General features: G+C 70.6%; 21 protein-coding genes. 10 read left to right on the top strand and 11 right to left on the bottom strand.

Features of this window, described 5'->3' with window-relative positions; all coding sequences use genetic code 11:
* Positions 1 to 48: 48 nt before the first annotated feature.
* The 3 genes from ACZ562_RS04210 to ACZ562_RS04200 all read left to right on the top strand — a co-directional run bounded on the left by ACZ562_RS04210 (position 49) and on the right by ACZ562_RS04200 (position 1,634).
* On the top strand, positions 49 to 480 hold the full coding sequence (locus ACZ562_RS04210; RefSeq protein ID WP_471174747.1) for a BlaI/MecI/CopY family transcriptional regulator: 432 nt from the start codon (positions 49 to 51) through the stop codon (positions 478 to 480).
* Between the two features lie 9 nt (positions 481 to 489).
* Positions 490 to 1,029: an amino-acid N-acetyltransferase gene (locus ACZ562_RS04205; RefSeq protein ID WP_471174095.1), complete on the top strand. Its 540-nt coding sequence runs from the start codon at positions 490 to 492 to the stop codon at positions 1,027 to 1,029.
* 269 nt (positions 1,030 to 1,298) lie between these two features.
* Positions 1,299 to 1,634, top strand: coding sequence for a histone-like nucleoid-structuring protein Lsr2 (locus tag ACZ562_RS04200; RefSeq protein WP_471174093.1), 336 nt, complete (start codon positions 1,299 to 1,301; stop codon positions 1,632 to 1,634).
* On the opposite strand, the gene ACZ562_RS04195 is transcribed toward ACZ562_RS04200, so the two are convergent.
* Entirely contained in the window at positions 1,613 to 2,251 is a 639-nt protein-coding gene (locus tag ACZ562_RS04195; protein ID WP_471174090.1) for an SCO3374 family protein, read from the bottom strand. The genes ACZ562_RS04200 and ACZ562_RS04195 overlap by 22 nt on opposite strands.
* 443 nt (positions 2,252 to 2,694) lie before the next feature.
* On the opposite strand from ACZ562_RS04195, the gene ACZ562_RS04190 reads away from it, so the two are divergent.
* Positions 2,695 to 5,220: an ATP-dependent Clp protease ATP-binding subunit gene (locus ACZ562_RS04190; protein ID WP_471174089.1), complete on the top strand. Its 2,526-nt coding sequence runs from the start codon at positions 2,695 to 2,697 to the stop codon at positions 5,218 to 5,220.
* A gap of 89 nt (positions 5,221 to 5,309) precedes the next feature.
* Here ACZ562_RS04190 and ACZ562_RS04185 read toward each other — a convergent pair whose 3' ends face one another.
* Positions 5,310 to 5,951, bottom strand: coding sequence for an HAD family acid phosphatase (locus ACZ562_RS04185; protein ID WP_471174087.1), 642 nt, complete (start codon positions 5,949 to 5,951; stop codon positions 5,310 to 5,312).
* 113 nt (positions 5,952 to 6,064) lie between these two features.
* Positions 6,065 to 9,199 carry an NACHT domain-containing protein gene (locus ACZ562_RS04180; RefSeq protein WP_471174085.1) on the bottom strand — a complete coding sequence of 1,045 codons (3,135 nt, stop codon included), beginning with the start codon at positions 9,197 to 9,199 and terminating at the stop codon, positions 6,065 to 6,067.
* A gap of 472 nt (positions 9,200 to 9,671) precedes the next feature.
* Between ACZ562_RS04180 and ACZ562_RS04175 the strand changes: the two genes are divergently transcribed.
* Entirely contained in the window at positions 9,672 to 10,394 is a 723-nt protein-coding gene (locus tag ACZ562_RS04175) for a M23 family metallopeptidase (protein WP_471174083.1), read from the top strand.
* 62 nt (positions 10,395 to 10,456) lie between these two features.
* Here the strand turns inward: ACZ562_RS04175 and ACZ562_RS04170 are convergent, their stop codons facing one another.
* The gene (locus ACZ562_RS04170) at positions 10,457 to 11,044 is read right to left on the bottom strand and encodes a TetR/AcrR family transcriptional regulator (protein ID WP_471174081.1); all 588 of its coding nucleotides are present in this window, start codon (positions 11,042 to 11,044) and stop codon (positions 10,457 to 10,459) included.
* A 123-nt stretch (positions 11,045 to 11,167) separates the two neighbouring features.
* Here ACZ562_RS04170 and ACZ562_RS04165 point away from each other — a divergent pair, with 123 nt between their 5' ends.
* Entirely contained in the window at positions 11,168 to 12,748 is a 1,581-nt protein-coding gene (locus tag ACZ562_RS04165) for an MDR family MFS transporter (RefSeq protein WP_471174079.1), read from the top strand.
* A gap of 132 nt (positions 12,749 to 12,880) precedes the next feature.
* Here the strand turns inward: ACZ562_RS04165 and cseC are convergent, their stop codons facing one another.
* The 5 genes from cseC to ACZ562_RS04140 all read right to left on the bottom strand — a co-directional run bounded on the left by cseC (position 12,881) and on the right by ACZ562_RS04140 (position 17,437).
* A complete protein-coding gene (gene cseC / locus ACZ562_RS04160; protein WP_471174077.1) occupies positions 12,881 to 14,251 on the bottom strand; it encodes a two-component system sensor histidine kinase CseC in 1,371 nt (456 codons plus the stop codon).
* Positions 14,252 to 14,268: 17 nt separating this feature from the next.
* On the bottom strand, positions 14,269 to 14,973 hold the full coding sequence (gene cseB, locus ACZ562_RS04155; protein WP_471174075.1) for a two-component system response regulator CseB: 705 nt from the start codon (positions 14,971 to 14,973) through the stop codon (positions 14,269 to 14,271).
* Between the two features lie 116 nt (positions 14,974 to 15,089).
* Positions 15,090 to 15,746, bottom strand: a complete 657-nt coding sequence (locus tag ACZ562_RS04150; protein ID WP_471174073.1) for a hypothetical protein — start codon at positions 15,744 to 15,746, stop codon at positions 15,090 to 15,092.
* On the bottom strand, positions 15,734 to 16,273 hold the full coding sequence (locus ACZ562_RS04145; RefSeq protein ID WP_471174071.1) for a SigE family RNA polymerase sigma factor: 540 nt from the start codon (positions 16,271 to 16,273) through the stop codon (positions 15,734 to 15,736). The genes ACZ562_RS04150 and ACZ562_RS04145 overlap by 13 nt, the downstream gene beginning before the upstream one ends.
* Before the next feature lie 207 nt (positions 16,274 to 16,480).
* A complete protein-coding gene (locus ACZ562_RS04140; protein WP_471174070.1) occupies positions 16,481 to 17,437 on the bottom strand; it encodes an HhH-GPD family protein in 957 nt (318 codons plus the stop codon).
* Positions 17,438 to 17,591: 154 nt separating this feature from the next.
* Here ACZ562_RS04140 and ACZ562_RS04135 point away from each other — a divergent pair, with 154 nt between their 5' ends.
* A complete protein-coding gene (locus tag ACZ562_RS04135; RefSeq protein WP_471174068.1) occupies positions 17,592 to 18,419 on the top strand; it encodes a hypothetical protein in 828 nt (275 codons plus the stop codon).
* Positions 18,420 to 18,787: 368 nt separating this feature from the next.
* On the opposite strand, the gene disA is transcribed toward ACZ562_RS04135, so the two are convergent.
* A complete protein-coding gene (disA, locus tag ACZ562_RS04130) occupies positions 18,788 to 19,912 on the bottom strand; it encodes a DNA integrity scanning diadenylate cyclase DisA (RefSeq protein ID WP_471174066.1) in 1,125 nt (374 codons plus the stop codon).
* A gap of 82 nt (positions 19,913 to 19,994) precedes the next feature.
* Positions 19,995 to 21,404, bottom strand: a complete 1,410-nt coding sequence (radA, locus tag ACZ562_RS04125) for a DNA repair protein RadA (protein WP_471174064.1) — start codon at positions 21,402 to 21,404, stop codon at positions 19,995 to 19,997.
* 173 nt (positions 21,405 to 21,577) lie between these two features.
* Between radA and ACZ562_RS04120 the strand changes: the two genes are divergently transcribed.
* Genes ACZ562_RS04120 through ACZ562_RS04110 form a run of 3 tightly spaced genes read left to right on the top strand, consistent with a single transcriptional unit; the run spans position 21,578 to position 24,158 of the window.
* Entirely contained in the window at positions 21,578 to 22,036 is a 459-nt protein-coding gene (locus tag ACZ562_RS04120; protein ID WP_471174062.1) for a hypothetical protein, read from the top strand.
* Positions 22,033 to 23,064, top strand: coding sequence for a hypothetical protein (locus ACZ562_RS04115; RefSeq protein ID WP_471174059.1), 1,032 nt, complete (start codon positions 22,033 to 22,035; stop codon positions 23,062 to 23,064). Before ACZ562_RS04120 ends, ACZ562_RS04115 begins: the two co-directional genes overlap by 4 nt.
* Complete coding sequence (locus ACZ562_RS04110; RefSeq protein WP_471174055.1) at positions 23,061 to 24,158, top strand: AAA family ATPase; 1,098 nt, start codon at positions 23,061 to 23,063, stop codon at positions 24,156 to 24,158. The genes ACZ562_RS04115 and ACZ562_RS04110 overlap by 4 nt, the downstream gene beginning before the upstream one ends.
* The last annotated feature ends 2 nt before the right edge of the window (positions 24,159 to 24,160 follow it).

Raw genomic sequence — 24,160 nt, 5'->3', positions numbered from 1 at the left:
CGCCAATGCCTGGATCTCCCACTATTGTGCTGAGCTGTGCCTCGCCCATTGGGAGAACTCGAAGACGCGGTCATGACGCGGGTGTGGAAGTGGAACCGCCCGGTGACCGTTCGAGAAGTCCTGGAAGACCTTCAGCAGGAACGGTCCATCGCCTACACCACGGTGATGACCGTTTTGGACAATCTCCATCAGAAGGGCTGGGTGCGCCGTGAGGCAGAAGGCCGGGCCTATCGATATGAAGCGGTCTCCACACGGGCCGCCTACGCGGCCGCGCTGATGAACGACGCCTGGTCGCAGAGCGACAACCCCGCCGCCGCGCTCGTGGCCTTCTTCGGGATGATGAGCGACGAACAGCGACAGGACCTGCGGGACGCCGTACGGATCGTCCAGGGCCCGGAAACTTCCGAGGCCGCCACGGATACCGCGGCCGATACCGGCGGCGAGAACCCCGGCTCGGCACTGGAGGGCGGCGGGCGATAGCGTCCGCACATGTCCGTAGAGCGCCCCGAAGCCACCGCAAAAGCCATCACCGTCCGGCGGGCCCGTACCAGCGATGTCCCGGCCGTGCGCAGTCTCCTTGACGCGTACGTCCGTGACCGCATCCTGCTCGACAAAGCCACGGTGACGCTTTACGAGGACATCCAGGAGTTCTGGGTTGCCGAACGGGACGCCGGCTCAAGTACCGAGGTGGTCGGCTGCGGTGCCCTGCACGTGATGTGGGAAGACCTCGCGGAAGTGCGCACTCTCGCCGTGAAGCACGGACTCAAGGGTGCCGGCGTCGGTCATCAGTTGCTGGAGAAGTTGCTGGAGACCGCACGCTGGCTCGGCGTTCGCCGTGTTTTCTGTCTGACCTTCGAAGTGGACTTCTTCGGCAAGCACGGCTTCGTCGAGATCGGCGAGACGCCGGTCGACACCGATGTCTACGCGGAGCTGCTGCGTTCCTATGACGAAGGCGTGGCTGAGTTCCTCGGTCTCGAACGGGTGAAACCGAACACCTTGGGCAACAGCCGGATGCTTCTGCATCTGTGATCGCCAAGGATCCGCAGGCTTCGTCGGCCCGCTCCACAAGGATCGTCAAGACATATTCCACCCGGGCCCGTCGTGCCCAGGTTCCCTATGTCCGAAACGCGCATGTTTCCGGGCCGGGGCGGGCCTACGGGTCTCTCCCGGGGGTTTGTGTTTTTCCAGCAAAAGCGGTTTGCTTTCCGACGTACTGCAGTACTGCATATAACAAGGGACGGCGAAACGGCGGACGCCGCAGGCCCCCGGCCCTCAAGTTATGGATGAAAGGAAATCCGGTGGCACAGAAGGTTCAGGTCCTTCTTGTCGACGACCTCGACGGCGGCGAGGCGGACGAGACTGTCACGTTCGCACTCGACGGCAAGACGTACGAGATCGATCTCACGACATCCAATGCGGACAAGCTGCGCGGCCTTCTCGAGCCTTACGTGAAGGGTGGTCGTCGCACCGGAGGCCGTGCTTCGGGCGGCCGCGGAAAGGCGCGCGCCGCTGCCGGCGGCAGCCAGGACACCGCACAGATCCGCGCCTGGGCCAAGGAGAACGGTTACGAGGTCAACGACCGCGGCCGTGTTCCCGCGTCCATTCGCGAGGCCTACGAGAAGGCCAACGGCTGAGCGCACGCGCGCACAAGCCGCAGCCGGTGGCACTGCGTCGCCACCGTGTCCAGCACGCGTACCAGATCGGGGGCCCCGGCACCGCCGCCCCCCAAGGCCGACACCGTCGGCAGCGAGGCCTCGACCTCGCACCCCGGGTCGGGGGGCCGCAGCCACACGGCGGCCCCCTGCAGGACGCCGAAGCGGTCCGGCCCGGGCGGCCGCGCTCCGGCCCGTCCCCCCGCAGGGGGCAGCGGCGCGTCCATGAGCCCGCCCTCGCCGGTCACAGCGAGATCGAGTGGCAGCGCGCCCCACTCCAGCCAGACCAGCACGCCGGGCAACTCGTCCGCGCTCCCCGCCGCCACCAGCAGCCGCATCCGGTCGCCCTGTACGGCCACCGGAGAGCCCGGCGCCAGGTGCCGCAGCGCCGCCCGTCCCGCCTCGGCCGGAACATCCAGGACGTCGAAGCGCAGGCCCGTGCGGAGCCGTACCGGACGTCCGGGGCTTCCGGGGCCTGACGGACCCGCGGGCACCGTGGGCCACCCCAGTTCGTTCTCGTACCAACGGCGAACCTGATCGCTCATGTCGAGCGGCCGGCGGGGGAGGGGAACCGTGACCGGAGGGAGGCTGCCAACCATGCCAAGTGCAACCGTCGGAACGGCCCCCGAGTTACGCTGGGTATTCCGGTAAACGCGCAGAGTGCCGGAATCGGGGGGCGTGCGGGGGCACGGTGTGGCGCAAGGTTGTTCGCCCATAGCGGAGGGAACCGGTGCACGCGGCATGGACCGTCCGTAGCAGCGGGTAAGACATCCCTAGTGGGAGGGGGGCGACACGCAGATCAGGACGTCTCACGTTCGCCATCGGCGTACTGATGGTGGGGGTAACTGTCTGGCCTGCGGGAACATCGTCTCGCACCATCGGGTTGGAGCAGATGTCGGCGTTCGGGGTCAGGAGGCAGTGTTGGTTCTCGGTCCGGTGTCGGCAGTTGGAATGAGCGGTCCCCGCTTGCGGGACTAAGCTGCGGAAGGACAGCGAGGGGAGCGTCCCCTCACTGCCTGACCGCTCTGAGGAGCGATTAACGATGTTCGAGAGGTTCACCGACCGCGCGCGGCGGGTTGTCGTCCTGGCTCAGGAAGAAGCCCGGATGCTCAACCACAACTACATCGGCACCGAGCACATCCTCCTGGGCCTGATCCACGAGGGTGAGGGTGTCGCCGCCAAGGCCCTTGAGAGCCTCGGGATTTCGCTCGAGGCGGTCCGCCAGCAGGTGGAGGAGATCATCGGCCAGGGCCAGCAGGCCCCGTCCGGCCACATCCCCTTCACCCCCCGTGCCAAGAAGGTCCTGGAGCTCTCGCTCCGCGAGGCCCTTCAGCTGGGCCACAACTACATCGGCACGGAGCACATCCTGCTCGGCCTGATCCGTGAGGGCGAGGGCGTCGCCGCCCAGGTCCTGGTCAAGCTGGGCGCTGATCTCAACCGGGTCCGGCAGCAGGTGATCCAGCTGCTCTCCGGTTACCAGGGCAAGGAAGCCGCCACCGCCGGCGGCCCTGCGGAGGGCACCCCCTCGACGTCCCTGGTCCTCGACCAGTTCGGCCGGAACCTCACCCAGGCCGCTCGTGAGTCCAAGCTCGACCCGGTCATCGGGCGCGAGAAGGAGATCGAGCGGGTCATGCAGGTGCTGTCCCGCCGTACCAAGAACAACCCGGTCCTGATCGGTGAGCCCGGCGTCGGCAAGACCGCCGTCGTCGAGGGCCTCGCCCAGGCCATCGTCAAGGGCGAGGTGCCCGAGACCCTCAAGGACAAGCACCTCTACACCCTCGACCTCGGCGCCCTGGTCGCCGGCTCCCGCTACCGCGGTGACTTCGAGGAGCGCCTGAAGAAGGTGCTCAAGGAGATCCGCACCCGCGGCGACATCATCCTGTTCATCGACGAGCTGCACACGCTGGTCGGTGCGGGTGCCGCCGAGGGCGCCATCGACGCGGCCTCCATCCTGAAGCCGATGCTGGCCCGCGGTGAGCTGCAGACCATCGGTGCGACCACCCTGGACGAGTACCGCAAGCACCTGGAGAAGGACGCGGCCCTGGAGCGCCGCTTCCAGCCCATCCAGGTCGCGGAGCCGTCCCTGCCGCACACCATCGAGATCCTCAAGGGCCTGCGGGACCGTTACGAGGCGCACCACCGCGTCTCCATCACGGACGAGGCCCTGGTCCAGGCCGCCACCCTGGCCGACCGGTACATCTCGGACCGCTTCCTGCCGGACAAGGCGATCGACCTTATCGACGAGGCCGGTTCCCGGATGCGTATCCGCCGGATGACCGCGCCGCCGGACCTGCGCGAGTTCGACGAGAAGATCGCCGGTGTCCGCCGCGACAAGGAGTCCGCGATCGACTCGCAGGACTTCGAGAAGGCCGCCTCCCTGCGCGACAAGGAGAAGCAGCTCCTGGCCGCCAAGGCCAAGCGGGAGAAGGAGTGGAAGGCCGGCGACATGGACGTCGTCGCCGAGGTCGACGGCGAGCTGATCGCCGAGGTCCTCGCGACCGCCACCGGCATCCCGGTCTTCAAGCTGACCGAGGAGGAGTCCTCGCGTCTGCTCCGCATGGAGGACGAGCTCCACAAGCGGGTCATCGGCCAGGTCGACGCCGTCAAGGCGCTGTCGAAGGCGATCCGCCGTACGCGTGCCGGTCTGAAGGACCCGAAGCGTCCCGGTGGTTCGTTCATCTTCGCCGGCCCGTCCGGTGTCGGTAAGACCGAGCTGTCCAAGGCCCTCGCCGAGTTCCTCTTCGGTGACGAGGACGCGCTGATCTCCCTGGACATGTCGGAGTTCAGCGAGAAGCACACGGTGTCGCGTCTGTTCGGTTCGCCCCCCGGATACGTGGGTTACGAAGAGGGCGGCCAGCTGACCGAGAAGGTCCGCCGCAAGCCGTTCTCCGTCGTCCTGTTCGACGAGGTCGAGAAGGCCCACCCGGACATCTTCAACTCGCTGCTGCAGATCCTGGAGGACGGTCGTCTGACCGACTCCCAGGGCCGGGTCGTGGACTTCAAGAACACGGTCATCATCATGACGACCAACCTCGGCACCCGGGACATCTCCAAGGGCTTCAACCTGGGCTTCGCGGCTCAGGGCGACACGAAGTCGAACTACGAGCGCATGAAGAACAAGGTCTCGGACGAGCTCAAGCAGCACTTCCGCCCCGAGTTCCTCAACCGTGTCGACGACGTGGTGGTCTTCCCGCAGCTGACCCAGGACGACATCCTCAAGATCGTGGACCTGATGGTCGGCAAGGTGGACGAGCGCCTGAAGGACCGGGACATGGGCATCGAGCTCTCCCAGTCCGCCAAGGAGCTGCTGTCCAAGAAGGGTTACGACCCCGTCCTGGGCGCCCGGCCGCTGCGCCGGACGATCCAGCGCGAGATCGAGGACTCGCTGTCGGAGAAGATCCTCTTCGGCGAGCTGCGCCCCGGTCACATCGTGGTCGTGGAGACCGAGGGCGAGGGCGAGGCCCAGACCTTCACCTTCCGTGGCGAGGAGAAGTCGGCGCTGCCGGACGTCCCGCCGATCGAGCAGGCGGCCGGCGGAGCCGGGCCGAACCTGAGCAAGGAGGCGTGACCCTGCGGGGTCCCGCCGGCAGAAAGGGGCAGGTGCTCTCCCGAGCACCGGCCCCTTTCGCGTTGCCGGTCACGTCATCCGCGTGCCGGTCACGACAACTGACCGTCGTAGTCCGGCAGCTTGTACGTCTTCTCGGCGTGGCCGCCCGACAGGTCGGTGGCGCTGTTGCCGATGTTGGCGATGATCGTGTAGCCCTTCGACTCGATGTCGACGCGCTGGGCGGTCTTGTAGTCGGCGACGTCCTTGAAGAGGTCGAGCAGACCGCGGACGTAGAGCCCGGAGACCCTGTAGCCGCGGTACTTGAGGTTGTAGTCGGTGAACGGCTGGATGATGCCGGGCCGTGCGGTCACGAAGAACACGGAGACCCCGCGCTCCTGGGCGTACTCGGCGACGTCCAGGACCGGCCTGTTGGCCGGCTGCGGGTAGCTGAAGCCGAAGTCGGTCTCCAGTGTGGTGTTGTCGATGTCGAAGACGATCGCCTGCTTCTCGCCCGGCCTCGGGGCGGCGATGCGCTGTTTCAGATAGGGCAGGGCCTCGTTCATCACGGCCTGGCAGTCCTGCTGCCAGGTGGCGTAGTCGACGTCCTCGGCGGCCGCTGTGGCCGCGGCGATCGTGGCGGCCGCGGACGGGCTCGTGGTCGCGGCGTCGGCGGGGGCGGCCATGGCCACGAGGGCGGCCGTGGAGACGGCGGTGACGGCGATGCGGCGCGCCAGGGGGCATCCGTGTCTCATGGGTGGGGGGTCCTCTCACGTCCGTACGTGCCGTGTCGGGTGCATGTTCGTAGGCGAGGGTGGCGTGAGGGGAACCGTAGGGTTACTCGGGGGTAAGTGGCTAGAGGCGTGCATCACACCGAGCTGTGCGTCTTCACGATGGTGGGTTTCACCGGGAGGGGCGCGAGGACCTCTTCGGGCATCTCGTGGACATGTGGGGCGAGTTGGAGGGTGATGTTCCGCAGGTTGGGGAAGGACGCGTGGACCTGCGAGAGGTCCTCGTTGCCGAAGAACGGGTTGATCCGCAGGCTGGTGACGCGGGGCAGGGGCGGGCCGGTCCAGCCCGCGGCCGGCCAGACGGCGCGCAGTTCCTCCAGGTCCGGGAGGAGGCCGATCTCGTCGTGGTCCGCGGCGGACAGGTCGTCGAACAGTCCGCCCAGGCTCAGCGTCTTCAGCGACCGGAGCCGATGGAGACCGCGCAGGCCGGTGTGCCGGACGGCCCTCGGGGTGAGTCTCAGATAGCGCAGCGACGCGTCCTGGGGGAGGGCGTCGTCCAGGCTCCCGGCCATCAGCGTCACCCCGATGCTGAGGTGCCACAGGGTGGCGGAGCCGTTGAACGGGGCCAGGGCGCCGGGCCGTTCAAGGCCGGCGAGGCGGTTGAGGGACAGCTGTTGCAACGGCAGCCGAGCGACCGGCGAGAGGTCCTCCACCCGGGGAGATCCATAGAGGGACAGGTGGCTGAGCCGGCGCAGGGGCGTCAGGCAGTTCAGGTCGCTGAGCTCCTCGCACTCGCCCACATGCAGGCGGGTCACCGTGTCGGGGGGGATCACGCCGCTCAGCTCGGCCGGGCTGGTCCCGCCCAGAAGCTGCACGGCCGGCCTGCCGCCGAGGTCGCACAGGGCGCGCAGGTGCTGCTGGGAGTGCACGGAGAAGAAGAGGTCGTCCGGGAGCAGATGGGCGATGACCTCCCGCGCGTACCGCCGGGTGTCGAAACGCCACCAGCTCCACGTGAGCTGCGCACGTACGTCCACCGCCCGATGCTCACGGAACCGCGCCAGCACCGGCACCGCCGCCTCCGTGCCGATGAGGGATGCCGCGACGACGACCGCTCTCGCCTCGGTGTCGCTGAGGCCCTCGGGGCCGGGCAGCAGTTCCAGGGCGAGCGGGCCGGCCGAGGCGAGGGTGCGGGCCTCCTCGGTGGTCCGGGGCGGGATGAGCGCGGCCGCGTTCTGCTCCACGGCGGCCCGTACGGCCGGGTCGAGTTGGGTGGCGTGCTCCAGTGAGGCCAGAGCGAGGAGCCGTACGCGGGTGGCCGCCGGGCCGTCCAGGTGCCGTGCCGACTCGGTCAGGTCGGTGAGCAGTTCGGCCCGTTCGCGGGGCCGTGCGTGGGCCACCGCCATGCGGACCACGTCCGCCCACTGTTCGTCGACGGCTCCCCGGACGAGCAGTCCGAAGTCGCCGTCCTCCACGGCCGCCTTCGCGCCCAGGTAGTCCTGGAAGGTGCGGTGCACGAACTCGACCGTGCCGGAGGAGGGTTCGCGCAGCAGCCCGCTGCGGACGAGGAGGTACCGCAGGATCTTCCGGGCGTCGCCCTGCGCCGCGGCGGCCGGGAGGGACGGGAGGACGTCGGCCACGATGCGTTCGGCGCGCTCGCGGTCCATCTCCGACTGGTTGTTGCGGATCAGCCAGTAGGCGAGACGCTGGAGCAGCTGGATCTGGGGGAGTTCGGTGAGGTGGACACCGTCGCCGTCCCGTTGGGGAAACATGTCCCGCTCCTCGTCCCGGCGCGCGAGCAGCATCGACAGGGCGGCGTCGTACAACTCCTGGCGGCCGTGCGGGAGATAGCCGCGCCGGTCCCGGTGCAGGGCGCAGATCAGGCCGCACATCAGGGGGTTGGTGGCGAGGCGCCCGAGGTCGGGTTTGGTCTGCACGGCGTCGAGGAGGCCGCGTTCGTAGTCGGCCAGGCGGCCGAGGTCTTCCTCGTGGGCGCCGGCACCGGCCGCGGTGTGCCAGCGGGTGATGAAGGCGGCGACATCGCCCTGGCCCATGGGCGTGAGGGCCAGCTCCGCGAAGCCGTCCGGGGCGAGCCAGTCCTCCCGTACGGCGGAGGGGCGGGAGGTGACCAGCCACTCGTTGCCGGGATAGACGTCCAGCAGGTCACGCAGCCAGCGGCGGGTCTGCTCCCGTTCCCGCTCGGGGATCTCGTCGATCCCGTCCACCAGCAGGAGGCCGCGGCGGGCGCCGAGCACACGGTCCGCCCAGCCGTCCGGCTGCGTCGCGTGGAAGGGGACGCGTACGGCGGTCAGGAACGCGTCGGGGGCCGGGAGGCCGTCGGGGCGGCGGACGAGGGTGCGCAGGGGCAGGACGAACGGGATCCGGTCACCGCGCTCGCCCCGCGCCGACGTCACCGCGAGCCACTGCACGAGGGTCGTCTTGCCGGAGCCGGCCACCCCGCGCAGCAGCACCCGGTCGTGCCGGGCGAGGGCCTGTTCGGCGGGCCGGGCGGTCGCCGCGGCGGCGATGTGCAGCCCGCCGGGGCCAGTCGCGTGACCGTCCTCGGCGGGGCCCAGCGCCTGGAGGCTGAGGTATGCGGCGTCCAGGGGCCAGCGGTCGGGGGAGTCGGCCAGGTCGATGCCATAGATGGTGAGGTGGCTGTGCTTGGTGACGACGTACGACAGGTACCGCCGCTCGAAGGCCGTGTCCGTGCCGCCGGTCGGGGGCGTCCGGGCGATCAGCTCGTCGACCTTGGCGATGAGCTCCCGCTGCCGGCGGCTCTGCTCGACGAGGGTGCGGGCGACAAAGGTGGACCGCTGGGTGAAGAAGTGGACGATGTGCAGACAGGCCGTGGTCAGCAGGCGGCCGTAGAACAGGCTCGCGTCGAGGGAGAGGTCCCGGTCCGGATTGCCGCTCGCGGAACGGAGGCCGGCGGCGAGGAATTCGTGCCCGAGCTCGACCGCCTGTGCGTCCGTCATGGTGAGGGCGCCCAGGGCGTGCAGGGTGTCGGCGAGCGCGTGCACGACGGCCTGTTCCTCGTCGGCGTGGATGGGGCGCTCGCCGGTCTTCAGGGACTGGCGGACCAGTTCCGCGGAGAGTTTGTGCAGGGCGGCTTTGTCGAGTGTGCGGTTTTCTCCCTTGAAGGAGACGAAACCGGATATCCGGACGGGCTTGTCGACCAGCCCGGCGCCGGGCCCGTCGGCGACGAAGAGTTTCCTGATGAGGGGAGTGACCACGGTGGAGGCCAGCTTGGCGCCGATGGTCGTGGGTTCCATGGTGGGGGTTGCTCCTCGGGCTTCGCGGTGGGGCGGGGGTTTCGCCGCCGGCCTGGATGTACGGCCGGTCGGCCAGGGCCACGGCCTGCCGTCGGATCCACTCGGCCTCCCCCTGCGCCTCGTTGACTGCGCAGCAGCGTAGTCCGGGTCACATTCCCGGATCCTTGGACCTTTGCGGCCGGTGACATGCCGCACAGGCGATTTGTCCGTTACTAGGGTGAATAGTGGCTGGGCCTAGTTGGGCAAAAGGGACATTTAGTTCAGGTGGTCGAGATGAATCCTGCTGTACTGGGCGTATTCGTCCCAGATGGGGGCTCTGTCAAGAAGAGGTGATGTTTGACAGGGAGTACTAGCTTCAGTCGTAGACGGGGGGTTTGGGAGTCCGCGGGGCGTGGGGTTACCAAGGGATGGCCCATTCGGCGGGTGTCCGTGCGCCGGGTGGCTTTTCTGTCCCCGTCCCCATGAGGTTTCCATGTCCCAGCGTGTCTCGTCCCGTTCTTCCCGTACGTCCCGGCTCCGCACTCGTGCGGCCGTACTGGCCGCCGGCCTGGGGGCTACGGCCGTACTGGGGGCCGGGGTCGCGGCCGCCGCCGACACGAGCGCGGCCACCACCCCGGCCGCCACCACCGCGAACGCCGTCCAGGCGCAGGCCGCCGCGCAGGCCAAGGCCGCCAAGGCCGCCAAGGCCGCCGCGGCCGCGAAGGCGAAGGCCCAGGCCGCCGCCGCTGCCAAGAAGGCAGCGGCCGCCAAGAAGGCTGCCGCCGCCAAGAAGGCCGTCTCCTGGGTCGACCCGGTGAAGAAGTACACGCTCTCCGCGAGCTTCGCGCAGGCCGGCGGCATGTGGCAGTCCACCCACAGCGGGCAGGACTTCGCTGTGCCGAGCGGCACCAACGTCATGGCCGCGCACGGCGGCACCGTCGTCAAGGCGGGCGGCAACGGCGCCGGTGACGGCCCCGCCTACGGCAACGCCGTCGTCATCAAGCACGGCAATGGCACCTACTCGCAGTACGCCCACCTCTCGCGCATCGACGTGAGCGTCGGCCAGGTCGTCGGGACCGGCCAGCACATCGCCCGGTCCGGCAACACCGGCAACTCCAGTGGGCCGCACCTGCACTTCGAGATCCGTACGACCCCGAACTACGGCTCGGCCATCGACCCGGTCGCCTTCCTGCGCGCCAAGGGCGTGACGGTCTAAGGACGTCCGAAGGGCACTGGTCCGAAGGGCACTCGGCAGAAAGACGCCGGCCCGAAAGGCACTCAGGAACCCTGGTGGGCCTGGGTCACGAGGTCGATCGCGACCTGGAGGACGGCCTCGCGCTTCTCCTGGGGGTCGGCCTCCAGGTCGTGCAGGAGGAACATCCCGGCGTGCAGCGTGAACAGGGCGCTGACGCAGCGGACCTGGGCGACCAGGTCCGCGTCCGGGTCGACGATGATGTCGCGCATGCCCAGCATGCGGCTCTTGAACGACTCGCCGATGCTCAACTCCCGTACCGTCGCCTGGTTCTCCTGCATGAAGCGGAAGAGCGGGGCGGCCTCGGCCAGGGCCTGGCTGTAGCGGCGTACGAGCTCGTGCTTCGTCTCCAGGGAGTGCGGCTGCTGCCGTCCCCACTCGATCAGTTCGCTGATCGGCCGCGTCAGGTCCTCGAAGAGACTGACGATGATCTCTTCTTTGGTCTTGAAGTGGTAGTAGAGCGCCGCCTTGGTCACGTCCAGGCGCTCGGCGATCTCGCGCAGGGAGGTCTTCTCGTAGCCCTGTTCGGCGAAGAGCTCCAGCGCCACGTCCTGGATGCGCTGGCGGGTGTTTCCGCGGCGCTGCTGCTTGGTGCCGTCCATCGTGTCGCCCATCTTCGCACCCTCGAGAAACTTACTTGACGCCCGGCTAGTTGCGGGGCTACCTTCCCAGTCTAGTCAACTAGCCGGTCGGCAAGTAAGTGACCGGACGGGGAAGTGCCCAGGGGAGTGGCAACGATGGCGGACACGGCTGCGGTTGAGGCGGGGACGGAGAAACGGCCCAGGAGCGTCCGGGTCGTCCTGCTCGCGCTCATGATCACGATGATGCTCGCGATGCTCGACAACATGATCGTGGGCACGGCGATGCCGACGATCGTCGGCGAGCTCGGGGGACTCGAACACCTTTCCTGGGTCGTGACCGCGTACACCCTCGCCACCGCGGCCTCCACGCCGATCTGGGGCAAGCTCGGCGACATGTACGGGCGCAAGGGCGCCTTCATGACCTCGATCGTGATCTTCCTGATCGGCTCGGCGCTCAGCGGCATGGCCCAGAACATGGGCGAGCTCATCGGGTTCCGCGCGGTCCAGGGCCTCGGCGCGGGCGGTCTGATGGTCGGCGTCATGGCGATCATCGGTGACCTGATTCCGCCGCGGGAACGCGGCAAGTACCAGGGCATGATGGCCGGCGTTATGGCGCTCGCGATGATCGGCGGTCCGCTGGTGGGCGGCACCATCACGGACAACTGGGGCTGGCGCTGGTCCTTCTACATCAACCTGCCGCTCGGTGTGGTGGCGCTCACCGCGATCAGCGCCGTCCTGCACCTGCCGAAGAAGCGTTCGCAGGCGCGGATCGACTACCTGGGCGCCGGGCTGCTGACCGTGGGCATCACCTCCGTCGTGCTCGTGACCACCTGGGGCGGTACGGAGTACGCCTGGTCGTCCGCGCGGATCATGGAGCTCATCGGGATCGGCGTCGCCGCGCTCGTCGGGTTCGTGTTCTGGCAGACGAGGGCCGCCGAGCCGATCGTGCCGCTGCACGTCTTCCGCAGCCGCAACTTCACGCTGATGTCGGTCATCGGCTTCATCACCGGCTTCGTGATGTTCGGCGCGACGCTCTTCCTGCCGCTGTACCAGCAGTCGGTGCAGGGCGCCTCCGCGACCAACTCCGGGCTGCTGCTCCTGCCGATGCTGGGCGCGATGCTCGTCACCTCGATGGTCGCGGGACGGGTGACCACGGACACCGGCCGGTACTACGTCTTCCCGGTCGTCGGCAGCGTCCTGATGGTCGTCGGGCTGTACCTGCTGTCGCTGATGGACACCGGTACCAGCCGGTTCACCTCCGGTCTGTTCATGGCCGTCGTCGGTCTCGGCATGGGCTGCCTGATGCAGATCACCATGCTCGTCGCGCAGAACAGCGTGCAGATGAAGGACATGGGCGTGGCGTCGTCGTCCACCACCCTGTTCCGCACGCTCGGCTCCTCCTTCGGTGTCGCCATCATGGGCGCGCTGTTCAACAACCGGGTCCAGGACGTCATGGCCGAGCGGGCCGGGGCGCTGGGCTCCAAGGTGACGGAGCAGTCCGCGCAGCTGGACGCGGCGAGCCTGGCGAAGCTGCCGGACGGCGCTCGCGAGGCGTACCAGCACGCGGTGTCGGCAGGAACGCACTCGGCGTTCCTGCTGGGAGCGGTCGTCGCACTGGTCGCGCTGGTGGCGGCCGTGTTCGTCAAGGAGGTTCCGCTCAAGGGGGCGGGGCCGCAGAAGGACGAGGGCTCGGCAGACGAGGCGGCGGCGCAGCGCACGGTGATCGAGGCCGTCTGAACCGACGTGAACCGAGGGCCCCCGGACGGCGTCCGCCCCGGGGGCCCTCGGCCTGGTCTGCCACCATGCGCCGTACGGACAGGATGCGGCACCCGGACGGACGACTGCCTGGGTGACCTTTGGAGAAAGGCCCTACGGCAGCATCGGGTAGCTGCCCGTGTTCGTGGGCGCGTGTTCCGGCAGCCACAGCACCGCCACGGCCCCCTCCGCCGGCATGTGCTCCGGCGCCCCCGCCGGCCGTACGTTGCGGAAGGTCAGCCGGGCGCCCAGCACCCGGGCCTGGCCCGCCGCGATGGTCAGGCCGAGGCCGTGACCGTGTCCGGCCCGGTCCCTGCTGCCCGTCCGGAAGCGGCTCGGGCCGTCGGCGAGCAGGTCCTCGGGGAAGCCCGGGCCGTGGTCGCGCACGCGGATGACCCGGCCCTCGACGGTGACCGCGATCGGCGGCCTGCCGTGCCGTGCCGCGTTGGCCAGCAGGTTGAACAGCACGCGTTCCAGGCGCCGGGGGTCGGTGGTGACCTCCGACTCGTGCACCACGCGCACCTCGATCGCCGGGTCCTTCGCCGCCACCCGCCGGCTGACGAACTCGCCCAGCAGGATGTCCTGCAGTTCGGCCCGCTCGGAGGCGCCGTCCAGGCGGGCCACTTCCAGGACGTCCTCGACGAGGGTGCGCATGGCCTTCGCCCGGTCCAGGACCAGCTCCGTCGGCCGGCCCGGCGGCAGCAGTTCGGCAGCGGTCAGCAGCCCGGTCACCGGCGTGCGCAACTCGTGCGCGATGTCGGCGGTGACCCGGCGTTCGGCCTCCAGCCGCTGCTGCAGCGCGTCCGCCATGGCGTCCACCGCGCTCGCGAGGTCGTCGGTCTCGTCCCGTACGACCCCGCCGATGGCGTCCCGGACGCGCACGTCCGGCTCGCCCTTGGCGACCTGGTTGGCCGCGGCCGCCGCCTTGCGCAGCCGGCGCGAGAACTGACCGCCGATCAGCACGCCGAGCGCGCTGCCGCCGAGGACGACGGCGATGGAGCCGATCACGAGGGCCTGGTCGAGGTCGTTGAGGATGTCCGTACTGCGGTCGGTGAACCCGGTGTGCAGGGACAGCACATGGCCGTCCTTGACCGGCACGGCGGCCCAGATGTCCGGCCCGCTGCCGGCCCGGTCGGTGACGTAGGTGGCCCGGCGGCCCTGTTCGACCTTCTGCCGCAGCGCGCCCGGCAGCGCCGAGTCGTCGATCTTGATGTTGGGGAAGTTCGCCCGCCCGGACAGCTCGTAGTTGCGCTGGGCGATCTGGACGCGCTCGTCCGCGAGGTCGCGCGCGTTGTCCAGCATCGAGACCCGGGCCGCGTTGTGCACGACCAGGCTGAGCGCGATCGCCACCAGCGCGCCGACCAGCGCGATGGCCGCGCTGAGCTTCCACCGCAGACCGGTGCGCATGCCCGTGCCGAGCTGTCGTCCGTGCCCCGTGGGCTTGCCCGGGCGTTCTGGGACCGGGCGTCGGAAGATCCCCCGCATACTTCTGCTACCCCTGCTCAGGCCTTCAACTTGTAGCCGAAGCCGCGGACCGTCTCGATCCGGTCCTGGCCGATCTTCGTGCGCAGTCGCTGCACATGGACGTCGACCACGCGCGTGTCACCGCCCCAGCCGTAGTCCCACACGCGCTCCAGGAGCTTGTCGCGCGACAGGACCGTGCCCGGCGCGGAGGAGAACTCGAGCAGCAGCCGCATCTCGGTCGGCGTCAGCGCCACCGGATGTCCGGCCCGGCGCACCTCCATGCCCTCGGTGTCGATCTCCAGTTCGCCGAAGGTGAGCACGCTGCCGTCCGCCGTGGAGGTGGAGTCGTCCGTCCGGGAGCCGCCGCCGGCGTGACCGAAGCGGCGCAGCACGGCGCGGATCCGGGCGACCAGGACGGCACCGTCGAAGGGCTTCGTCACGTAGTCGTCGGCGCCGGCCTCCAGACCCAGCACCACGTCGATCGAGTCGGCCCTCGCCGACACCATGATCACCGGGACGGTGGACTCGTCCCGGATACGGCGGCAGAGGCTGACCCCGTCGAGGCCGGGAACCATGACGTCCAGGAGTGCGATGTCGGGGCGGTCCGCACGGAACGCCGCCAGGCCCGACAGCCCGTCGGGCATGGCGGTGACCGCGAAGCCGTCCCGCTCCAGGGCGAGCTGGGTCGCCTCGCGGATGACGTCGTCGTCCTCGACGAACAGAACGTGGGTCTGGTCTGCCATCCCGCTGCTCTCGCCTCTCGTTTCCGCCGTTGCACGTGAACGGACGCTCGTGGACCCGTCATCGGTTGATCGGACCGGGCGGCCCGATCGGTTCACGTCCGCGGGAGATCCGCGGCTCAATTGTCGGGGACGGGCGAGGGCTCGCCCCCGACAGCGCTGCTGTATTCGGTGCGGGTGCTGTACTTCTTGACGAAGCGGCCCGAGATCCAGGCGTACGTGATCACGTCCTCGCCGGACGGGCTCGACACCGGGTCGCCCTTCTCGTACACCTGCTTGGTCACCACCAGGGCGCCCCGGTCTATCTCGGCGTAGACCGGAGGCTCCTCGGACTTGAACACGTTCTCGTACCGTCCGCCGTCCGCGCGGTACACGTACGAGCCGACTCCGACCGCGTCACTGCAGGTCAGGACGTTGACCACGACGTCCTCGGCCGACGCACCGGTCAGCTTGCCGTACGACACGTCGACGGGGTACTCGTCGCCCACGCACGGCTTCAGCTCGCGCTTGACCTCCGCCGAGACCCGCGGATCGGCCTTCACCAGCCGGACCGCGTCCACCCGTTCGGGGGTGCTGGTGGGAGCGGCAGAGGCGGGCGAGGCCGCCCCGCCCACCACCGAGTGGGCGTGGGCCGGTCCCTCGTCGCGGGCGCCGGTCCCGCCGGTGGCGCAGGCGGAGAGAGAAAGGGCGAGGGCGGCGAGCACGGCCATTGCCGTGATCGCCGCCTGGACGGTCCCTCGGGCCGGTGTCGGCCCGGCGCAGGTCAGGCCGCGCAACGCTCCCGCTCCTCACGCTCCAGCGCGCGTGCGTCCAGATCGCGGCTCTCCAGCTCCTCGCGGAGCCGGGCGAGCGCCCGGTGCAGCGTGCTCTTGACCGTTCCGGCCGACATGCCGAGGGCGGCGGCCGTCTCCTCCGTTGACATCTGCTCCCAGTGTCGCAGCACCACGACACTGCGCTGCTTGGGAGCGAGCACCTTCATGACGTCCATCAGCAGGGCGCGGTCCGCGTGCTGCTCGGTGGAGTCGTCGACGGGTGCCTCCGGCAGCTGTTCGGTCGGGACCTCTTCCAGCTTGCGGGCCCGCCACCACTCGGTCCGCGTGTTGATCATCACCCGGCGCAGATAGGCGTCCGCGAGCCGCTTGTCCGAGATGCCCTCCCAGCGGCCGTACGTCCGCACGAGCGCCGTCTGCAGGAGGTCCTGCGCGTCGATCGGGTCCGGGACGAGCCGGCGGGCGCTGCGCAGCAGCGCGGCCTGCCGGGTGCGGACGTACTCCTCGAATTCGAGCACCTCGCCCTGCGCCATGATCAACCGCCTCCGTCCCCGTTTTCCGGCCCGCCTGCTGCCGGTTCCCTCGTTGCCTGCGTGCCGCGGTCCGTGCGGCATGGCAATGAAGCTACGGAGCGGTTGTCACGGCGCTGTCCGAGGCAGCGCGCGGCCAGCACTCGGCTGTCCGTCGGTTGTGTAACGGAAGGAGGAACGGGGTGGAGAGGCGCACCGATTAGCTCTGGTTCAGGGCGATTTGGCATGCGGCGGTGCGAGCGGCAGCCGATACAGACCATCCGGCAGCGGCTCCACCAGACCGTCCGCGACGAGGCCGTCCAGCGCCCGTGCGCGCTGCACGGGCTCGTGCCACACCCGGTCGAGCGCCGCCTGCGGGACGGGCCCGTGCGCCTCCCGCAGGACGGCCAGCAGCCTGCCGCGGACCTGACGGTCCGTGCCCGCGTAGGTCTGGCCGCGGCGCGGCGGCCCGTCGTGCTCCGGCTTGCCCGCCAGCCGCCACGCGCACTGCGCGGCGATCGGACAGCGGTGGCAGGTCTCGTTCCTGGCCGTGCACAGGAGCGCGCCGAGCTCCATGGAGGCGGCGGCCCAGCGGGCGGCGGTCCGCTCGTCCCCGGGCAACAGTGCGCGGGCGAGCCTGCGTTCGGCGGCGGTGGTGGCGTTCGGCGGGTACTGGACGCCGGTGACGGCCCGCGCGAACACCCGGCGCACGTTGGTGTCCAGGACGGGATGCCGCTGTCCGTAGGCGAAGGAGGCGACGGCCGCGGCCGTGTACTCGCCGATGCCGGGCAGCGCGAGCAGCTGCGCGTGGTCGGTCGGTACGTCGCCGTCGTGCCGTTCCGTTATGGCGAGGGCGGCGCCGTGCAGCCGCAGGGCGCGGCGCGGATAGCCGAGCCGGCCCCAGGCGCGGACGGCCTCGCCAGGGGCGTCCGCGGCGAGGTCCGCGGGGCGGGGCCAGCGGGCCAGCCACTGCTCGTAGACGGGCAGCACCCGGTTCACCGGTGTCTGCTGCAGCATGAACTCGCTGACCATCACACCCCACGGCCCGGCCTCGGGCCGCCGCCACGGCAGATCACGGGCGTGCGCCTCGAACCAGTCGATGACGGGGGCGTGGAGGTCCTCTCCCTGCGAGGAGCCGGAGAGGGCGTCGGAGGGGCTGGTGTGCGGGGGCTTCATGGGCGCAGTCATGGCCTTCCGATCCTCCCACGAGAGAGCGGGGGGTCGGCAGGAGCGCCACCCCCCGGGGCGCGGGCGGGGCGTCCGGGATGATGATCCGGAAAAGTTGTGGCCCGGGCGGCGGGTGGGGCGGGCGAACGAGCCGATCTCTCGTACAGTTTGCGCCGTGGGATCTCTGCGCAATCCTGTCGGGCCGCTTCCCTCCTCCATCTACTGGCGTCGGAGGGCCGTACTGCTGTCCGTGCTCGCCCTGTTGGCGCTGCTGATCGCCTGGGTGCTCGGCTCGGGCGGCCCGGGCGGCAAGAACGGCGCGGACGGTTCCAACGGCAAGAATCCCGCGCCGTCGATCACCCCGGGGCCGTCCGGCTCCGGACCGGCGATCAGCCAAGCCCCGGGCGGGCGTGACGAGTCGGGCGGCGGGGACTCCGGCGGGTCGGGACCGGGTTCGGGCTCCGGATCGGGCTCCGGCTCCGGGTCCGGTGACTCCGGCGGTTCGGACGGGTCCGGTGACGGGTCCGCGGGCGGCGGCTCGGAGGGCGGTACGACCGGCGGCGTCAGTACGGGCGACGTGCTTCCGGCCGGCTCGACCCTGCCCAACTGCACGGCGAGCAAGGTCACGTTGACCCTGCGCAGCGTCCGGAACTCGTACGAGCCCGGCCGGACGCCCGCCGTCGAGCTGACCGCGAAGAACTCCTCCGGCAGCGACTGCAAGGTCGACCTCGGCCCGAAGACCACGGTGTTGACGATCACTCAGGCGGGCGCCGACGACACCTACTGGTCCTCCGCCGACTGCCCCGAGGCCTCCGGAAGCCGGCTGTTCCGGGTGCCCGCAGGCAGCAGCATCACGTACACCGTGAAGTGGGACCGCAAGCCGAGCGCCGCCCAGTGCGCGACGCCTCCGGCGGGGTCGGCCGCGGCGGGGACGTATCTGGTGGAGGCGAAGACGCCGGGCTACGCGAAGGCACGGACGTCGTTCGTGCTGGAGAAGGACTAGCGCGAACCGGCCCCGGCCATGACAAGGCCTGGGAACGGGAGCCAGTGCCGCGTCAGCCACGGTTCGCCCCGTCGCGACGCCCGGCACGCTCCCCCCTAAGGGCGTGGCAGGTGCCCCCACTCGCCGCACCGGCCGAAAGCCCGAGTACGGCGTCGCGGGGCGGGCGGGAATGTGACGACAGGGCCTGGGACCTGTCCGGCCGGTCACGGCGGAGACGCGGGGTGTGGCACGCACATCTGCCGCAGTGTCGTCGGTTGCCGACGCTCCGCGTCGACGCCCTCCTCCGCCTTGCAGCCGCACGCACCACACCCCGCTCACCGGAACCGACGGGCCGCCGCCTTCCTCCGCCGTGAGCGCCCGGACAGGTCCTAGACGTACCGCTCCAGGATCGAGCTCTCCGCCAGTCGCGACAGGCCCTCCCGGACGCTCCGGGCACGGGCCTCGCCGACGCCGTCCACTGTCTGCAGGTCGTCGACGCTGGCGGCGAGCAGTTTCTGCAGGCCGCCGAAGTGCTCCACGAGACGGTCGATGATCGCGCCCGGGAGCCGCGGCACCTTCGCCAGCAGGCGGAAGCCCCGCGGGGACACCGCCGAGTCGAGTGCCTCCGGCGAGCCGGTGTAGCCCAGCGCCTTGGCCACCGTGGACAGTTCGAGGAGCTCGGCGTGGGTGAGGGCGTCGAGCTCGTACAGGGCCTCGTCGACCGTGCGGGAGCGCTTGGCGGTGGGCTCGGGGACGTAGTCCCGCACGACGAGCTCGCGCTCCGGCTCCACGCCGGCGATCAGCTCGTCGAGCTGGAGGGCGAGCAGGCGTCCGTCCGTGCCCAGTTCGACCACGTATTCGGCGATCTCGGTGGCGATCCGGCGCACCATCTCCAGGCGCTGCGCGACCGCGGAGACGTCCCGGACGGTCACCAGGTCCTCGATCTCCAGCGCCGACAGCGTGCCCGCGACCTCGTCGAGGCGCAGCTTGTAGCGCTCCAGGGTCGCCAGGGCCTGGTTGGCGCGGGACAGGATCGCCGCCGAGTCCTCCAGGACGCGGCGCTGACCGTCGACGTACAGCGCGATCAGCCGCATGGACTGGGAGACGGAGACGACGGGGAAGCCGACCTGCTTGCTGACCCGGTCCGCGGTGCGGTGCCGGGTGCCCGTCTCCTCGGTGGGGATCGTCGGGTCCGGGAGCAGCTGCACCCCGGCCCGCAGGATCTTCGACAGGTCCGCGGACAGCACGATGCCGCCGTCCAGCTTGCACAGCTCGCGCAGCCGGGTGGCGGTGAACTCGACATCCAGGACGAATCCGCCCGTGCACATGGTCTCGACGGTCTTGTCGGAGCCGAGCACGATGAGGCCGCCGGTGTTGCCGCGGAGAACCCGCTCGAGGCCGTCGCGCAGGGCCGTGCCGGGTGCCACGGCGCTCAGTGAGGCGCGCATCAGGCCATCGGCACCGGAACTCCCACCGGACTTTCCGGGAGCTGCTGCCCGGTCGTTGGCTGCCACTGCACTCCTCCGGTCGCAGGTTCTTCAGGCGCTCCCGTTTCGCACGCTCGGTTCGTACGGACGGGCGAGACCAGGGCAAAGTCTACCGGCGGTCCTCCGCCTCCCGTGGGGCGTCTCGGCGACGCGAGCGCGGAAGGACGCTGAGGGCGTCCCCCATGTCCGCCACTTCCAGCACCTTCATGCCGGGCGGGATCTTGCCGGGATCGCCCGGTACCAGGGCGTGCGTGAAGCCCAGGCGGTGTGCTTCGGTGAGCCGGCGCTGGACGCCCGTGACCCGCCTCACCTCGCCCGCGAGGCCCACTTCGCCGATCGCGACGAGGTTCTTGGGCAGGGGGGTGTCGCTCGCGGCCGACGCCAGCGCGAGGGCGATCGCGAGGTCGGCGGCCGGCTCGGAGAGCTTCACGCCGCCGACTGTGGCGGAGTAGATGTCCCTTTTGCCCAGGGCGCTGATCCGGCCCCGCTGTTCGAGTACGGCGAGCATCATCGAGACGCGGGAGGTCTCCAGGCCCGACGTGGTGCGCCGGGGGGAGGGGATCTGCGAGTCGACGGTGAGCGCCTGGACTTCGGCCACCAGGGGACGGCGGCCCTCCAGGGTCACGGTCAGGCAGGTGCCCGGCACCGGCTCGGCGCGCCGGGTCAGGAAGAGGCCGCTCGGGTCGGCGAGGCCCGTGATGCCTTCGTCGTGCAGCTCGAAGCAGCCGACCTCGTCCGTCGCCCCGTAGCGGTTCTTGACACCTCGTACGAGCCTGAGGCGGGCGTGCCGGTCGCCCTCGAAGTGCAGGACGACGTCCACGAGGTGTTCCAGGAGGCGGGGCCCGGCGATGGCCCCGTCCTTGGTGACGTGGCCCACCAGCAGCGTGGACATCCCGCGCTCCTTCGACGCCCGGATCAGGGCGCCCGCGACCTCCCGCACCTGCGCCATGCCGCCGGGGGCACCGTCGATTTCCGGCGAGGCCACCGTCTGCACGGAGTCGAGGATCAGCAGGGACGGCTTGACCGCGTCCAAGTGGCCGAGCACGGCCGCCAGATCGGTCTCGGCGGCGAGATACAGGTGGTCGTCGAGGGCCTTGATGCGGTCGGCGCGCAGCCGCACCTGACTCGCGGACTCCTCGCCCGTCACATACAGCGTGCGGTGTTCGTCACTCGCCGACTTGGCCGCCACGTCGAGCAGGAGCGTCGACTTGCCGACGCCGGGCTCGCCCGCGAGGAGGACGACCGCGCCGGGCACGAGACCGCCGCCGAGCACGCGGTCCAGCTCGGGCACACCCGTGGGACGCGCGGTGGCCTGCCGCCCGTCGACCTGGGCGATCGGCACGGCGGAGGTGGTGACGCGCCCCGGCGTCGTCGTACGGACGGCGGGCGCTCCGTACTCCTCGACCGTCCCCCATGCCTGGCACTCGGGGCAGCGGCCGAGCCACTTGGCCGTCTGCCAGCCGCACTCGGTGCAGCGGTAGGACGGACGGTCCTTGGTGGTCTTCGTACGGGCAGCCATGGACGAACCGTAGCCGAGGCCACTGACGGCGCCCGACGGCGCCGAGAACCGTGCCCGCGAAGTTGGGGCAATGCTCCCCCTGCCGGGGGCCGGTCTCTCTACAATCGCGGCTGTGAACGCCACGACCGGGGACGTCGTGGAGTGGCCGCACCGCGGGGGCAGGAGGGTGGCCAGTGTCTGACGACGACGTGATCGACTGGGCGCGAGAGGTGTACGGCGGACTCCTCGACGCCGGCCTCACGGACTACGAGACGGCCATCGACGTCGATCCGGACGGACAGCGGGCCCCGGAGATCGCCCGCCGGCTCGACACGCTCTTCCGGGAACACCCGGAGTACCGCGGCATCGCGATCCGCGTCGCGGGGCGGCCGGACGGGGCCGTCGCCGGGATCAGCAGCCACGCGCGCGTACGCGAGTCCTTAGGGGTCGCCGGGGGCCCCGCGCCGGGCGCCTCCGGCGGCGCGGACTGGGGCGCGGGAGACCGCGCGGGGCTGCTCGGCACGTCGACGCAGTACCGGATCGTCCTGTTCGTGTGCCGGGTGTGCGGAGAGGGCGTGGCGCGCTCGTACCACGATGCGCGGCTCCTGCCGCGCTGCCCGGCCGCCCACGGGGCCATGGAGCTGGTGCGATGAAGCTGGGGGCCTCGATGCAGCCGCCGGCCGGGCTCGCGGCGGGACGGCGCTTCTTCCTGGTGGGCTACCTGCCGACCTACGCCGCGGTCTTCTTCGTCGTGCTGCTCTTATGGGCGGGTGCCCGCGCCTGGCTCCCCCCGGCCGGCGGCGGCCTCAGCTTCGGCAGGGCCTGGGCGACGGCCGCGGCGCTGGGCGTGGGCGAGGTGCTGGTCCTCGTACTCGGCGTCACACTCGTCGCCGTACTCCTCGCCCCACTGCAGAACGCCGTGGTCCGGCTGGTCGAAGGGGCATGGCCCGAGCGGCTGGGCGCCGGATGGGCACGGGGGCGGCAGCTGGCGCGGAAGGCGGCCTGGCAGACGCGGGCGGCGCTGCCCGCCGTCGGCCCGTTCCCGCCCGGCTCACCGAGCTCCTGGACCGTTCCCGCCTCCGTCATCGGACCGGACGCCGTCCAGCGGGCGGGCGTCGCCGGCGCCGAACTGCGCCGCCGCTATCCGCTCCTCGACCACCTGGTCCGCCCGACCGCCCTGGGTAACGCCCTCGCCGCGGCCGAGGACACCGCGGGCCGCGCGTTCGGCTACGACGCCGTCGTGGCCTGGCCACGCCTGTATCCGCTGCTGGGCGAGCAGACGCGGGTGGTGGTCGACGACCGGCGGGACACGGTGGACGGCGCGGCCCGGATGGCCGTGACGACGGCGGTCACCGCGCTGGTCGCGGCGGGCGTGCTCGCCCGCACGGGCTGGTGGCTGGCGCTGGCTCTGGTACCGCTTGCCGTGTCGTGGATCGCGTACCGGGGTGCGGTGCAGGCGGCCATGGCCTACGGCGAGTCCCTGCACGTCGCCTTTGACCTGCACAGGTTCGCCCTTCTGCAGGCCCTGGGCGTGAAGGTTCCCGAAGACCCCGCCCAGGAGCGGGAGATCGCGGCCCGGTGGTGCGATCTGTGGCGTCAGGGCGTGCCGCTGCCGCCCGGCTTCCGGTACACCGCCGAGGCCGGTCCGGTGACCACCGGCGGACAGGGGCAGCAGCCATGACGGACGACACACGCCACGATGCCGGGACGGGGAGCGACGAGATGCACGACACCTCCGCCGCCCAGGACGACGACGAGCGCGACCTCGACGCCGCCCAGGACGACGACGAGCGCGACCTCGACGCCGCCCAGGAGGCCGCCGCGCTCGACACCGTCCTGCCGTACGCCCTGATCGTCGGCCAGAAGGAACTGCGTACCGCCTTGGAGATCGCGTACGTCTGCCCGGCCGTGGGCGGCGTCCTCGCCACCGGGCAGCGCGGTACCGCCAAGACCACGACCGTGCGCGCCTTCACCAAGATGGCGGTCGGCGGTCTCCCGGTGACGATGCCGATCGGCGCCACGGACGACCGGGTGCTGGGCGGCTGGCGCATCAAGGAACTCATGCGGGGCAAACCGCGCAAGTCCGACGGCCTGCTCGTCCAGGCGTCCCGCTCCAAGGCCCGCATGCTGTACGTGGACGAGATCAACCTGCTCGACGACTACCTGGTCAACATCATCCTGGACGCAGCCTCCACCGGCATCCTCGCCCTGGAACGCGACCACCGCTCCGAACAGACCCAGCACGTGGAGTTCACCCTTGTCGGCACCATGAACCCGGACGAGGGCGGACTGCGGCCCCAACTCCTCGACCGCTTCGGCCTGGTGGCCACCGTCGAGTCCGAGTCCCAGGCCGGGCAGCGGCGGCGCATCGTGGAGACGGTCCTGCGGTTCGAGGCCGAACGCGGAGACCCAAACTCGCAGTTCATGGCCGAGGCGCTGCGGGCCGACGCCGAAAAGAGGAACGAGCTGAACGCGGCGCGGCTGCGCCTCGGGGACACCACCTGGGGGGACGACGTGTACGAGGGCTGCGCCGCGCTCGCCGAGGGCTTCCAGCTCGCCGGGCACCGTGGGGAGATCGTTCTGCTGCGCGCCGCGCGTGCGCTCGCCGCGATCGAGGCGGCCCCGTGCGTAACCGTCCGGCACCTGCGCGAGGTGGCGAAACCGTCCCTCGTGCACCGCCGGGGGCGCGGTGACACCGGCACTCTCCCGGACTGGAGCGAGGAGGACGACTCCCGCGTGGACGCCCTGCTCGCCACCAGCGGCGACCAGGACTGAAC

It is taken from the genome of Streptomyces sp. NPDC040410 (assembly GCF_055595715.1).
This window is presented reverse-complemented; position numbering and strand designations above follow the sequence as displayed.